General features: G+C 46.6%; 13 protein-coding genes. 1 reads left to right on the top strand and 12 read right to left on the bottom strand.

Going from position 1 to position 13,127, the window contains the following annotated elements; all coding sequences use genetic code 11:
- Window positions 1-318: 318 nt before the first annotated feature.
- The 11 genes from hpaA to OO184_RS18290 all read right to left on the bottom strand — a co-directional run bounded on the left by hpaA (window position 319) and on the right by OO184_RS18290 (window position 11,244).
- Window positions 319-1,209: a 4-hydroxyphenylacetate catabolism regulatory protein HpaA gene (gene hpaA, locus OO184_RS18340; RefSeq protein WP_265380409.1), complete on the bottom strand. Its 891-nt coding sequence runs from the start codon at window positions 1,207-1,209 to the stop codon at window positions 319-321.
- 24 nt (window positions 1,210-1,233) lie between these two features.
- A complete protein-coding gene (gene hpaX, locus OO184_RS18335) occupies window positions 1,234-2,610 on the bottom strand; it encodes a 4-hydroxyphenylacetate permease (RefSeq protein ID WP_265380408.1) in 1,377 nt (458 codons plus the stop codon).
- Window positions 2,611-2,706: 96 nt separating this feature from the next.
- Window positions 2,707-3,513 (bottom strand): 4-hydroxy-2-oxoheptanedioate aldolase, encoded by an 807-nt coding sequence (gene hpaI, locus OO184_RS18330; protein ID WP_265380407.1) that lies wholly within the window; start codon window positions 3,511-3,513, stop codon window positions 2,707-2,709.
- 11 nt (window positions 3,514-3,524) lie between these two features.
- A complete protein-coding gene (gene hpaH, locus OO184_RS18325) occupies window positions 3,525-4,328 on the bottom strand; it encodes a 2-oxo-hept-4-ene-1,7-dioate hydratase (RefSeq protein ID WP_265380406.1) in 804 nt (267 codons plus the stop codon).
- Between the two features lie 4 nt (window positions 4,329-4,332).
- Window positions 4,333-5,823, bottom strand: coding sequence for an NAD-dependent succinate-semialdehyde dehydrogenase (locus tag OO184_RS18320; RefSeq protein ID WP_265380405.1), 1,491 nt, complete (start codon window positions 5,821-5,823; stop codon window positions 4,333-4,335).
- Window positions 5,813-7,042 carry a Bcr/CflA family multidrug efflux MFS transporter gene (locus OO184_RS18315; RefSeq protein ID WP_265380404.1) on the bottom strand — a complete coding sequence of 410 codons (1,230 nt, stop codon included), beginning with the start codon at window positions 7,040-7,042 and terminating at the stop codon, window positions 5,813-5,815. Before OO184_RS18315 ends, OO184_RS18320 begins: the two co-directional genes overlap by 11 nt.
- 2 nt (window positions 7,043-7,044) lie before the next feature.
- Window positions 7,045-7,431: a 5-carboxymethyl-2-hydroxymuconate Delta-isomerase gene (locus OO184_RS18310; RefSeq protein WP_049583185.1), complete on the bottom strand. Its 387-nt coding sequence runs from the start codon at window positions 7,429-7,431 to the stop codon at window positions 7,045-7,047.
- Window positions 7,432-7,444: 13 nt separating this feature from the next.
- Window positions 7,445-8,323, bottom strand: a complete 879-nt coding sequence (gene hpaD, locus OO184_RS18305) for a 3,4-dihydroxyphenylacetate 2,3-dioxygenase (RefSeq protein WP_088374659.1) — start codon at window positions 8,321-8,323, stop codon at window positions 7,445-7,447.
- 64 nt (window positions 8,324-8,387) lie between these two features.
- Complete coding sequence (gene hpaE / locus OO184_RS18300) at window positions 8,388-9,854, bottom strand: 5-carboxymethyl-2-hydroxymuconate semialdehyde dehydrogenase (protein WP_265380403.1); 1,467 nt, start codon at window positions 9,852-9,854, stop codon at window positions 8,388-8,390.
- Window positions 9,851-10,615 carry a fumarylacetoacetate hydrolase family protein gene (locus OO184_RS18295; RefSeq protein WP_265380402.1) on the bottom strand — a complete coding sequence of 255 codons (765 nt, stop codon included), beginning with the start codon at window positions 10,613-10,615 and terminating at the stop codon, window positions 9,851-9,853. Before OO184_RS18295 ends, hpaE begins: the two co-directional genes overlap by 4 nt.
- A complete protein-coding gene (locus tag OO184_RS18290; protein WP_265380401.1) occupies window positions 10,612-11,244 on the bottom strand; it encodes a fumarylacetoacetate hydrolase family protein in 633 nt (210 codons plus the stop codon). The genes OO184_RS18295 and OO184_RS18290 overlap by 4 nt, the downstream gene beginning before the upstream one ends.
- A 608-nt stretch (window positions 11,245-11,852) precedes the next feature.
- Here OO184_RS18290 and hpaR point away from each other — a divergent pair.
- Window positions 11,853-12,299, top strand: coding sequence for a homoprotocatechuate degradation operon regulator HpaR (gene hpaR / locus OO184_RS18285; RefSeq protein WP_049583181.1), 447 nt, complete (start codon window positions 11,853-11,855; stop codon window positions 12,297-12,299).
- A 76-nt stretch (window positions 12,300-12,375) separates the two neighbouring features.
- Here the strand turns inward: hpaR and OO184_RS18280 are convergent, their stop codons facing one another.
- Window positions 12,376-13,122, bottom strand: coding sequence for a 4'-phosphopantetheinyl transferase family protein (locus OO184_RS18280; RefSeq protein WP_265380400.1), 747 nt, complete (start codon window positions 13,120-13,122; stop codon window positions 12,376-12,378).
- Between the last annotated feature and the right edge of the window lie 5 nt (window positions 13,123-13,127).

Below are 13,127 nucleotides of genomic sequence, written 5' to 3'. Positions count from 1 at the left end.
ATTGCTGGATCGCCATTTATAACGTATGAAATCGGTGACGCCAAAACGTGGGGATCTGAATTTATCTGCCGTATAGTGAGGGCCTTGCATGTGTTGTGTTTCCTTTTCTTAAATAAATTTATTTATATCGGCACTCCGGTTGCCATCATTTATCCTTCAAAAAGTTCCAGTGAGTTACAGAGTCTCAGTATATTCAGAATTTTAATTCTTGGAAGTGATTTCGTAATAAAAATGAGTAAGTTTAGCACGAATTAATAGCACGAGATTTGCTGAACAAGCAGAATAAAATGCCGGGCTTGGTATAATTAGCATGGATATTTATTTTTCGTGAATATTTCTTTCTCGCCAATAACTAGGCGGGCTGCCGACTAATCGATTAAAGAAGCGGGCAAAATAGGCGGGATCTTTAAATCCGAGCTGATAAGCAACTTCAAATACTGGGCAATCACTGAATAATAATAGTCGTTTGGCTTCACGCAGTTGACGATCGAAGATGAGTCGTTTCGGCGGACGATTGGTAAACCGACGGCACATATCTTTTAATCGCGATTCTGTAATACCTAACTTATGGGCATATTCCGGTACGGAAAGATGATGATGATAATGATTGTCTATTAATTGGTTAAAGCGCTGAAACAATTTAATTTCTCCTCGCACGCCATTTGTCGGGTGATCATCAAGAGGAATATTACGCAATAACAGGGTAAATATGGCTTGCGCTAAAAATGTCAGCGATTGCTCTCGACCAATAAAGTTGTTAGATGATTCGCGGGCGATTAACGCCCAATAGTGATTAAAAGCGGCTAGCTCTTCCGGTTTATCAGCAACGGATAGGCAAATAGCCGGAATATCAAGAATATCTTTATTAGCCGGATAGAGCGATTCTAATAACGGTAATATCAGATCTTGCCGCACGGTGAGGACATATCCGTCACTATCATCTTGAGTGAAAAAAGCGTGAGGAACAGAGGGAGGAGTCAGGATAAACAACGGTGCTTGTACAGAATAATGTTGAGCATCCAACTGTAATTCAATATGGCCGGTGATTAAAAAATGAAGTTGGAAGAAACCATCGTGACGATGAGCTTGCATATTACGACCAAAAAATGCCGCCATCCGGCCAAAGGTCTGATAATGCACATCATCAGTGCCTTGGGTTTCATCATAATCCTTGCTGATATCAATATTGGCTATGATAGGCTCAGTCATGATGGTTTTTCCTTTTTATTGAAATTACTGCGTTATTCTCTGTCTGGCGTGTTTCATCGGAATTAGCCAGATAATGGCTGCGCCAATGACCAGTAACCCGGCGACAAAATAGAGACCGGTATTAAAGCTTCCTGTTTGATCTTTCAGCCAGCCGATTAACAACGGACTGAGGGCTGAACCTATATTACCTGTAGCGCTAATAACCGCAATGCCGATTGCTCTTGCCCGTAAGCTAATAGCTTGATCCGGCGTGGTCCAGAAGACCGCCATTGCGGTAAATGAACCGGTTGAAGCCATAATAATTCCAATGAGCTGAATGACGCTATGGTTGGTCAATGAGGTTAATATCCAGCCCACGGCGGCGAACAAATAGGGTAGAGCCGTATGCATTTTACGTTCTTGTAATCGGTCTGAACGGCGACTCCAGTAAACCATCCCGATGATGGTGCAAAATTGAGGAATGGCAGTCAGAATGCCGATCATAATGTTACTGCTGCCTTGATTGAAGCTTTGCACAATCTGTGGCGTCCAGATATTAATCGCACTCAGAGTATTGGTTAGACAGAAGTAGGCCAGGATATACATCAACATGATCGGCGCGAAAATCTCACTCCATATACTGCGTTTTTGCATTGCTTGATGAGTTGATGAACTTGCCGGTTGAATTTGAACGGACTGGTCGTTATCCATCATCTCTTGTAAGCATTTTTTGTCTTCATCTGTTAGCCAGTTAGCGCATTTGGGTGAATCATCAAGATAGAACCAAACGACAATTCCCAATAATACCGAAGGAAAACCTTCTAGCAGAAATAACCATTGCCAGCCGTGAAGGTTCAATAAGCCATCCATTTCCAGAATATAACCGGAAGCCAGAGAACCAAACGCCATCGTCACCGGCATTGCCACCATAAACAGCGCATTGGCGCGGGCGCGATAGTAAGCTGGAAACCAGTAAGTCAGATACAACAGGATACCCGGCACGAAACCTGCTTCGGCGATACCGACCAGCATCCGCAAGATATACAGACTGGTTGGTCCGGTGGCGAACATAGTGGCGGTGGAGGCAATCCCCCAGAGCACCATGATCGCGGCTATCCAGCGTCGCGCTCCGACAATGCTGAGCATGATATTGCTAGGAATACCGAAAATAACATAAGTGACATAGAACAGCGTTGCTGCCAGACCGAACATTGTGGCGTTCAATCCAAGATCTTTACCCATTGTCAGGCCGGCAAACCCGATATTAATTCGATCCAGAAACGAAAATACAAATAAGACGAATAGGAAAATAATCAGGCGACGGAATAGCTTGTTAATGACGGATTGCTGTTGTGCCGTTAACGGTTTATGTTGACCGACCGGAAGATCCGGCTGTTGTACGGCAGTTGATGAATCGCTCATTATCATTTTCCTTAATTACTGTTTTATGTGTATTACGTTGTTTAGGAAATTAAAAGCTTGTTGAGTAAATCGGTTGTTAAATGGTGATTGCTGAGATTAATAAACACCGGATGAAGGTGTTGCCGGCAACTCTTTGTCCGCAATAAATCGTGCCGCCAGCGCTTCCGCTGTCCGAGCCAGTAAAGTTGTATCAATACCGACAGCAACGAATAGGGCGCCGAGTTTTAGGTAATGTTCAGCAACATTGGGTGCTGACATCAGAATGCCTGGCGCTTTGCCCGCCGCTTTGATTTGAGCGATTGCCTGCTCAATTGCGGCTTTCACTTCAGGATGGTGCGGATTATTGGTAAAGCCCATATCGGAGCTCAGATCCGCCGGGCCGATAAAGACGCCATCCACACCGTCTACTTCGAGGATCTCCGGCAGGTTACGGAGTGCTTCACGGGTTTCCACTTGAAGCAGAACGCAGATTTCATCGTTGGCGCGATGTAGATAATCAGGAATTCTGTTCCAGTGGGAAGCTCTTGCCAGAGCGCTACCCACACCACGGATACCCTCCGGTGGATAACGGGTTGCGCGAACAGCTTCATACGCCTGCTCGGCGTTTTGTATCATGGGGATTAATAACGTTTGAGCGCCGATATCCAGTAGCTGCTTGATGATGACCAGATCATTCCAGGGCGGGCGCACAATGGGATGGCTTGGGTAAGGGGCGATGGCTTGCAATTGGCTTAAAATCGTCTGAATATCGTTCGGTGCGTGTTCGCCATCAATAAGTAGCCAGTCGAAACCGGCTCCAGCCACTAATTCAGCACTATAGGGGCTGCAAAGCCCCAACCATAGGCCGATTTGTGGGCGGCCTGCTTTTAACGCTTGTTTAAATGTGTTGGTTAACCGATCCATATTTTTTCTCCTTAAACAAAACGGCAACTGATAGCGCCGATGGGGCCGTAATCCACATGGAAGGTATCCCCTTTATTGGCTGGAACCGGGCGGGTAAAAGATCCACTGAGAATGATTTGTCCCGCTTCAAGCTGAACGCCATGTGGGGCCAGTTTGTTGGCTAACCATGCGACGCCGTTAGCCGGATGATTAAGTACCGCAGCCGCGACGCCGGATTCCTCAATCACGCCATTGCGATAGAGCAGGGCGCTGATCCAGCGCAGATCAAACTGATCGGGTTTAATTGGGCGGCCGCCCATAATGACGCCGCCGTTGGCGGCATTGTCAGAAATCGTATCGAACACTTTGCGTGGACGCTTGGTTTCCGGATCGATGTTATGGCAACGGGCATCGATCAATTCCAATGCTGGAATGATGTAATCGGTTGCATTGTAAACATCAAACAGTGTGCAGTTCGGGCCACGTAAAGGTTTTGCCAGAATGAATGCCAGTTCGACCTCAATACGAGGCACGATAAAGCGATCGCATGGAATATCACTACCATCAGGGAAAAACATATCATCCAGCAGAGCGCCATAATCTGGCTCGCTGATTTGTGAGCTGGCTTGCATGGCCTTTGAGGTCAGGCCAATTTTATGACCTTTGAGGACACGACCTTCGGCAATTTTCAAATCCACCCAGTGACGCTGAATCGCATAAGCATCATCAATGGTGATTTCAGGGTGATCCAGTGAGATCTGGCGTATTTGTTCACGGCTTTTTTCTGCCTGATGCAGACGATGCGCAACCTGTGATACGACTTCTTTCTGTAACATGCAGTTAAACTCCTGTGTCCTCGATGCCGCCAAAGCAGAGGTATTTCACTTCCAGATAATCTTCGATGCCGTAACGTGAACCTTCACGTCCCAAGCCCGATTGTTTAATGCCGCCGAATGGGGCAGCTTCATTAGAAATCAAACCTTCATTGATCCCGACCATGCCGCTTTCCAGCGCTTCGGCCACACGGTAGATTCGACCGATGTCGCGGGAATAAAAATAAGCCGCCAGACCAAATTCAGTATCATTTGCCAGACGGATGGCTTCTGCCTCATCACGGAATTTGAAGAGCGGCGCAATAGGCCCGAATGTTTCCTCTTGGGAGATAAGCATGGATTCATTGACATCAGCCAGTACGGTAGGTTCGAAGAACAGACCGCCCAGAGCGTGTGGTTTACCTCCTGCTAATATGCGTGCGCCGTGGGAAATGGCGTCATTGATATGTTCCTCTACTTTATCGACGGCGGCTTGATTGATCAGTGGGCCTTGTTGTGATTTGGCATCGCTGGCCGGACCAACCTGCAACTGATTAACGGCTTGCGCCAGACGTTCGGCGAAAATGTCATAAATGGTTTCCTGCACCAAAATTCGGTTAGCGCAAACACAGGTTTGACCGCTGTTGCGGAATTTAGCTATTAACGCCCCCTGTACAGCGGCATCAATATCAGCATCATCAAAGACGATAAATGGCGCATTGCCGCCTAATTCCAGCGATAGCTTTTTCACGGTGTCGGCGCTTTGTGCCATCAATAGCTTGCCGATACGGGTTGAACCAGTAAAAGAGAGTTTGCGAATAATCGGACTTTGAGTCAGCACCCCGCCGATGGTTTTCGCATCGACGCCTGTCACTACATTGAATACGCCAGCAGGAACGCCAGCTTGTTCCGCCAACGCGGCCAGAGCCAGAGCGGAAAGCGGGGTTTCTGAGGCCGGTTTTAGGATCACCGTACAGCCAGCGGCCAGAGCAGGGCCAACTTTGCGGGTGATCATGGCATTGGGGAAGTTCCACGGTGTGATGGCGGCCACAACGCCGATAGGTTGTTTGATCGTGACGATTCGTCGGCCGGGCATCGGGCTTGGAATAGTTTCACCGTAGGTACGTTTACCTTCTTCCGCAAACCACTCGATAAAGCTGGCGCCATAAGCGATCTCGCCCATTGCTTCTGCTTGCGATTTCCCTTGCTCCCGGCTCAACAATTCAGCCAGTGCCTGTTGATTTGCCATCATTAACTGAAACCAACGTTGCAGAATCTGGCTGCGTTGTTTGGCTGTCATTGCTCTCCAGGCAGGCAGGGCTTGTTGCGCGGCGGTAATTGCGCGTTCTGTTTCAGCGGCGCCCATATTACTGACGTGTGCGATAACTTCACCATTTGCCGGGTTAGTCACCTTAAAAGTTGCTTGGTTATCGGCATCAACCCACTGTCCGTTGATATAAGCTTGTTGACGTAATAATTCTATATTTACATTAAATTCTGTATTTACATTATTTGTCATAATTTTTTTCTCCTGAAGACGCTTGGGTGAGTGGTTTTCGCTGGTAGAAAGTGGCTAGTTGTTGGCATAACCAACACAATCCAGCGCAAACTGCCATCACAAGGGCCATAGCAAAAGGGGTTTCATCTTGTAGTAAAGAGACGGCGACACTGGCGAATGCCGCCATAGCGAATTGTGCGGAAATAGCGAGCGCGCTGGCGCTACCGGCAAGTTGACCGCGATGTTGAAGTAATAAAGAGAGGCTGTTAGTGCCAATGGCATTAACTAGCGAGATAAACAGTACGACCAAAATGACGATCACAGTCAGACTTTGCTGATAAAAGATAACCAGTAAGATACCAAACAGTAATTGAGCACTGGTTTGGATAAATAACAGACGAGAAAGATCGTAGACTTTTAGTAAACGGACATTGAGCAGCACGATTGCCATCATGCCTAGCGCATTACAGGCGAACAGTAAGCCGTAGTAATTCGCCGGAACCTGAAAGTAATTGATATAGACGAAAGGGGAACCACTGATAAATGCGAACATGGCGGCACAAGTGAATGCCAATGTGCCGATAGTTGCCATAGCTTCGCCGTCAGTCAGTAACTTGCCGTAATTTTTAAAAGCGGTGATAAGTTTTCCATTGTTACTCTGAGCAGGTAGCGTTTCTGGCAATAAAAATAGTAATAATATTCCACTGATACAGCCAAACAGGCTCAATAGCGTAAATATGGCCTGCCAATTGAAATAGGTTAACAGTAAGCCGCCAAGTAATGGGGCGATAAGCGGCGCTATCATGGTCACTAAAGTCATGAGGGATAGCACGCGTGGTAATTGCTGTGGACCATAAATATCACGGGCGATAGCTCGGCCCATGACCACGGCGGCGCCGCTGCCAAATGCTTGTAATGCGCGCAGTAAAATCAAGTGTTCAACTTGTGTCGCCAATGTGCACAACGCACTGGCAACGACAAATAATGCGATACCGCTGAGTAGCAGTTTTCTTCGTCCTAAATGGTCGCTCAGTGGGCCGTATAACAACATGCCAATACAGAAACCGGCGAAAAATACGCCCAAGGTATGTTGCATTTGCCCTTGTGTTGCCTGTAATTGCCTTGCCATTTCCGGCAAGGCTGGCAGGTACATATCAATCGACAGAGGCCCGAAGGCCACCAATGCGCCTAATAAAGGGATTAACCAACGAGGAGGATGCTGATGAAAAGGCTTCGGCATCACTACTCCTTACGAAACAGGGCGTGGACGTTGTTTTGTTTGTAGTTCAATACCGGATCTAATTCTTCCATTGTAAAAGAGAGAGCAAGGTAACGTTGCGCCATCAGCGAGGCAAAATGTTGTTTGATCAGGGGAAACAGTATCTCACCAACCTGTTGGCGGCTTTCAAGGCTGCGTCCTGCGCCGATTTTCAGCGTCATATGGACAAAGGCATAATCATGTTGACCATCGGCCATTTGCCAGGTATCCAGCCAGATGGCGCGGCTGCGTATGCCGGCTAATGGGAAAATGCCAGTATCCGCCAGCGCCTGATTCACTTTGGCAAACAATTCTGGCAAGTTGGCTTGTTCACGGATATTTTCTGTACATTCAGCATAAAAATGTGGCATAGGTTGCTCCTAATCAGGCGATAGCGGGTTTATTGGCGATGTAGTCAGGCAGCGGGAATACGGCGTTGACTTGTCCGGTGCCGGAACTGGCAAACAGTTCGGTCAGAAATTCCACTTTACCGTCATATTTATCCCAACCGAGTAGGCCTAATAGCATCACGGTGTCGTGCATATTGCCTTCGCCATAACAATAATCTGCATATTCCGGCAACATCTTGCAAAACTCTTTGAATTTGCCCTCTTTCCAGAGCTGAACCACCCGATGATCCATCTGTTCGTCGAATTCTCGGGTGTAGCTGTTCATGCCCTCTTCAGCGCGTTGATCATCAATAAAACGGTGAGAAAGGGAACCGCTGGCGAGGACCGCCACGGTACCATCATATTTCTCAATCGCTTTCAGAATCGCTTCCCCAAGACGACGACTATCTTCAAAAGCGTGGACCGTACAGAATGCGGAGACCGAGACGACTTTGAAATGCCGGTCGCTGTTCATGTAACGCATCGGCACCAGCGTGCCGTACTCCAGTTTCAGGCTCGGGATTTCATGCGCCTGAGCACGCACGCCGAGATTGCGCGCCTCTTCTGCGATTATTTGCCCTAATTCGGGATTGCCGTCATATTCGTAACTCATATCCCGGATGAAGTGGGGTAATTCATTACTGGTGTAAATGCCGGAGAAATGGTCGGCGCAATTGATGTGATAGGCGCTATTCACTAGCCAGTGCGTATCAAACACAATAATGGTATCGACCCCCATTTCACGGCAACGGCGACTGATCTCTTTGTGACCATCAATGGCTCCCTGACGGCAACCGTGATGTTTCCCCGGTAGTTCAGACAGATACATGGATGGCACATGTGTAATTTTGGCTGCTAACGCTAACTTACCCATAAAATCCTCATTTGATATCAGGACGGCGAACCGGAATTCGCCGTGGTTAACGCTGATGAAACGGTTATATCCCCCAACGCGGGATTGGATGATCCCCCATCGAGATACAAACGTTTTTCATCTCAGCAAACACTTCAAAACTGTATTCGCCGCCTTCGCGGCCGGTGCCGGAGGCTTTCACGCCGCCGAATGGCTGACGCAGGTCACGGACGTTTTGGGTGTTGACGAATACCATGCCGGCTTCAATATTACGGGCCAGACGTAAGACTTTGCTGACATCCTGCGTCCAGATATAAGAAGCCAGACCGTACTCCACGTCATTTGCCAGACGCAGACCTTCTGCTTCATCTTTAAATGGCAGCAGGCAGGCGACAGGGCCGAAGATTTCCTCTTGAGCAATCCGCATCCGGTTATCAACATCCGCCAGCACCGTTGGGCGCAGGAAATTGCCCTCTTTTAGGTGTGCCGGCAAATCAATCGGTTTATCTGGGCCGCCGGCCAGCAGGGTTGCGCCTTCTTCTACTCCCAGACGGATGTAACCGGAGACTTTCTCCCAATGCGGCTTGCTGATAAGTGCGCCGATCTGAGTATTTGGATCTTGTGGATCACCAACCCGTAAACGATTGGCGCGTTCAGCAAAACGTTTAATAAACTCTGGGTAGATACTTTCCTGAATAAAAATACGTGAACCTGCGGTGCAACGTTCACCGTTGATAGAGAAAATGGTGAACAGGGCGGCATCCAGAGCACGTTCAATATCCGCATCTTCGAAGATCAGAACCGGAGATTTCCCTCCTAGCTCCATTGAATATTTTTTCAGGCCGGCATTTTTTATAATCTGACGACCGGTTACTGTGCCGCCGGTAAACGAAACCGCCCGTACATCGTGATGTTTCACCAGCGCGTCACCCGCGGTAGCGCCATATCCCTGAACCACATTCAGCACACCGGCAGGGATACCGGCTTCCAAAGCCAATTCTCCTAAACGGTTTGCCGTTAATGGGGAAAGTTCTGACATTTTCAGCACTGCGGTGTTACCTAGCGCCAGACAGGGTGCAACTTTCCAGGTTGCGGTCATAAATGGCACGTTCCACGGAGAAATCAGCGCACAGACGCCAACGGGTTGCACCAGCGTATAGTTGAGCATCTTGTCATCAACGGGATAGGTATGGCCGTTCATTTGCTGACAAATTTCAGCAAAGAAGTTGAAGTTGTGAGAAGCGCGTGGGATCAGGACATTTTGTGTTTGATGAATGGGCAGACCGGTATCTTTGGTTTCCATTGCGGCGATTTCAGGCACATTCTCATCGATCAACTCACCCAAACGGCGCATCAGACGCGCACGCTCTTTCATCGGCAGATCTGCCCATTTAGGGAAGGCTGCCTTTGCGGCGGCGACGGCTTGATCAATTTCTTCCTGCCCGCCGGAAGCGACTTCAGCCAGCACTTCGCCGGTTGCTGGGTTTGTGGTTTCAAAATAGGTTTTACTGCTGACGTTTTTGCCGTTGATCCAATGATTAATTATGGTCATGACAGGCTCTCCTCATACTCTTGCTGGCTGACAATACGGTTAACCAGACGCCCAACGCCTTCAACTTCAACAATAACTTCATCACCCGGTACCACATCAGACAACCCTTTAGGCGTGCCGGTGGCGATCATGTCTCCCGGTTGCAGCGTCATAAAGTCGCTTAGATAAGCGATCAAGAATGGAATATTGAAGATCAGATCCGCGGTTGTACCGCGTTGACGTAATTCGCCATTAACCCAGGTGCTTAATGTCAGATTATGCGGATCGGATACATCTTCTTTATCAACGAACCACGGACCGATGGGGGTTAATGTATCGCGGCTTTTTACCCGAAGGTTAGGGCGATAATAATTTTCCAGATAGTCACGGATTGCGTAATCGTTACAAACGGTGTAGCCGGCAACGTAATCCATCGCGTGTTCTTTGGTGACCTTATGGGCGGTTTTGCCGATGATAACAACCAGCTCAGCTTCATAATGCATGTATTCCACATTATCAGGACGAACAGAAACCTGACGATGACCGGCTAGCGTATTAGCGGCTTTGATAAAAACTAAAGGTTCTTCGGGGGGCTTGAATTCCAGCTCAGTGGCGTGATCAGCGTAATTCAAACCGAGAGCAAACAGGGTGCCGTTTGCGGGCGGCAACCATTGAACGGATTCGCCGCTGACTTTACTGCCATCTGGCAGGCAGACATTTTCCTGTTCGTCGACAGTAACGATTAAATCGCAACCTTGATAGTGAACTCTTGCGTGTTTCATGCTTCTTCTCCCGCTTGCACAACCTGATTTTCCAGTGATGGGAAACCTGCTGCCCGAATAACAACTTTGTCGTCTGGTTTGATAGCAACACGTTGGTGTGGAGTCCCAAGCAGGATCACATCTCCTTCTTTAAGGGTGGCGAAATCACTTAATGCTGCAACTAATTCTGTGGCTGAACGCACCAGATCGGCTGTTGACCAGCGATCGACTTCCTGACCATTGATTTCGGTAATAATATCTAACGCATCAATTGATTCAGGATTGGTCATTTGGCCTATAGGGCAAAAACCATCACGACACTTAGCTTTTATTGCTGGACGATAGAAAGCGGTTTCAGGCAGGCTGACTTCATTCGCTAATGCATAACCTGCGATATATTCGGCTGCGTTTTCAATAGCAACTTTGCGGGCGGTTTTACCTATTATTAATGCCAGCGTCGCACCGCTTTGAACCTCTTCACCGACAGGATGGGGAATCGCTTCACCGGAGGTGATAACGGTATTCCGTGGTTTAATAAACCACACCGGTGTCTTAGGTAAAGTGTTATAAGGTGCTTGCTGAAATGAGTCATGCCAGAAATCTACTTGGCTCTGATGGTTGAGGGCTACGGCGAAGACAGTGCCTTTCATTAACGATTCCTCATGAACTTAAACGGGTGGTTTTATACCCTTCATCTTTCAAGCTGCTGCTTTGTTGGCTGCTTTCACTCACCCCAGTCACATCGTTATCTATGCTCCTGGGGATTCGTTCACTTGCCGCCGCGCTGCAACTCGAAATCTATTAGGTATGAGATGCATTTATTAATATATTAATAAACCACAAGACGCATTGTTGCAATATGTTAATGTGTTTGTTAATTTTAATTGTGATCTCAGTAACAATATCTCTACTAAATTTATTTTTTATCTTTATTAATCAACTAATTAATGTTTTTTTGGATAAAGCGATTGCTTCTACATTAACCTTTTATTAACTTGATTTTCAGAGTTTATTTTTATTTACTTATTAATATTTTTATGATTTTTTCTTTGTGGTTGATTGGGGGACGTGCTAGTCTTTTTATTGTGGTTATAGAGTGAGATAGCACTCTCGACAGAGAGTAAATCAGTGATTAACTGCCTACCCCAATAGGCGTTATTGTTGCAGACCATTCTTATGAATGAACATATTTATTGCAAACAATGGCAAATAAAATAGCCTAATGGGATAGGCTCTAAGATAAGAGCCTTCATTACCCATGCATGAATCTCTGACAATTGCACTACTTCAGGCGCGAGAAACCGCGATGGGTTTTTTTCGCCCAATCCTTAAGAGTCATAATTTGACTGAACAGCAGTGGCGTATTATTCGTGTACTGTCTGATAATCGGTCGATTGATTTTTATGATTTATCTTGCCAGACCTGTATTCTTCGCCCAAGTTTGACTGGGATATTGACTCGCATGGAGCGTGATGGCTTGATCTTTCGTCTTAAACCGATGAATGACCAGCGCAAACTTTATGTTTCTTTAACACCGGATGGTCAGAAACTTTATGACAAGGCGAAAGAGCAGGTAGAGCAGGGATATCAGGCTATTGAAAAAGCCTTTTCGCCGGAAAAGCTAGTTCAGCTTTCAGCTTTGCTGGAAGAATTAATTGCTGTGGGCAATAACTCGCTGATAAATACAGAAAAGGATATTAAATAAATAGAGTCTTTATTGAAAATGATGGTAATGAATAATAGTGAAATTGCTGAGCAAAATCAGCAATTATCAGTTTTAGCTATTGAATAATTAGCGTTAATATTTCCTGTGGGTAGATAATAAATTGCCCACGAAATATTGTACCTGTTGGGTAATGATGGGTGAGATTTTCCCGCAACACTAATGTTATTTCATTACTTTCGAGGGATAGGGCAGTAATTTCAGCCGCTTCAAAACCAAAGAATCGTTTTACTTGTGGATAAAGCGCTTTATACAAACTCTCTTTTACTGAAAAGGCAAGAGTAAACGCTTGTTCAAATGGTAAATGACAATGTTTCAGAAGTTGAATTTCCCTGTCATTCACAATCATTTTTGTGATTTCATCTATATTTTGACGATCAACGATAGCTTCTACATCGACACCAATTAATCTGTTATTAATTTGCGGCGCGGCCAGCACAATTGCACAATAAGTTGAATGAGAAACAGAACCGCAAATACCTTCCGGCCAGATTGGCGCGCGATCATTACCAGAGATCAAATTAAATTCAGGTTGCCCTAATTGCGCTAAAAGTTGTCTGGCGCAATAACGTGCTGCCAGATATTCAGCTCGCCGTTTCTTGACGGCTTTAGCTAATGTGTCAGGGAAGGGGAGATTTAATTGATTGAACAATTCATCGTGATAATGTGAAAGTTCAAAGCGAGCTTGCCAGAAATGCACTTGTGGGTGTTTAACAACCGTTCCATACTCGATTTGCGTGATAAATCCACTGCCATCTTTTTTTGGCAGCGGTGCTTGTTTAGTGTGTATAACTGTTTGTTCCATGTTGA

Source organism: Photorhabdus aballayi (assembly GCF_026153155.1).
In the GTDB taxonomy this organism is placed as follows: domain Bacteria; phylum Pseudomonadota; class Gammaproteobacteria; order Enterobacterales; family Enterobacteriaceae; genus Photorhabdus; species Photorhabdus luminescens.
The sequence above is the reverse complement of the archived record's forward strand: the minus strand, read 5'-3'. Positions and strand labels throughout refer to the sequence as shown.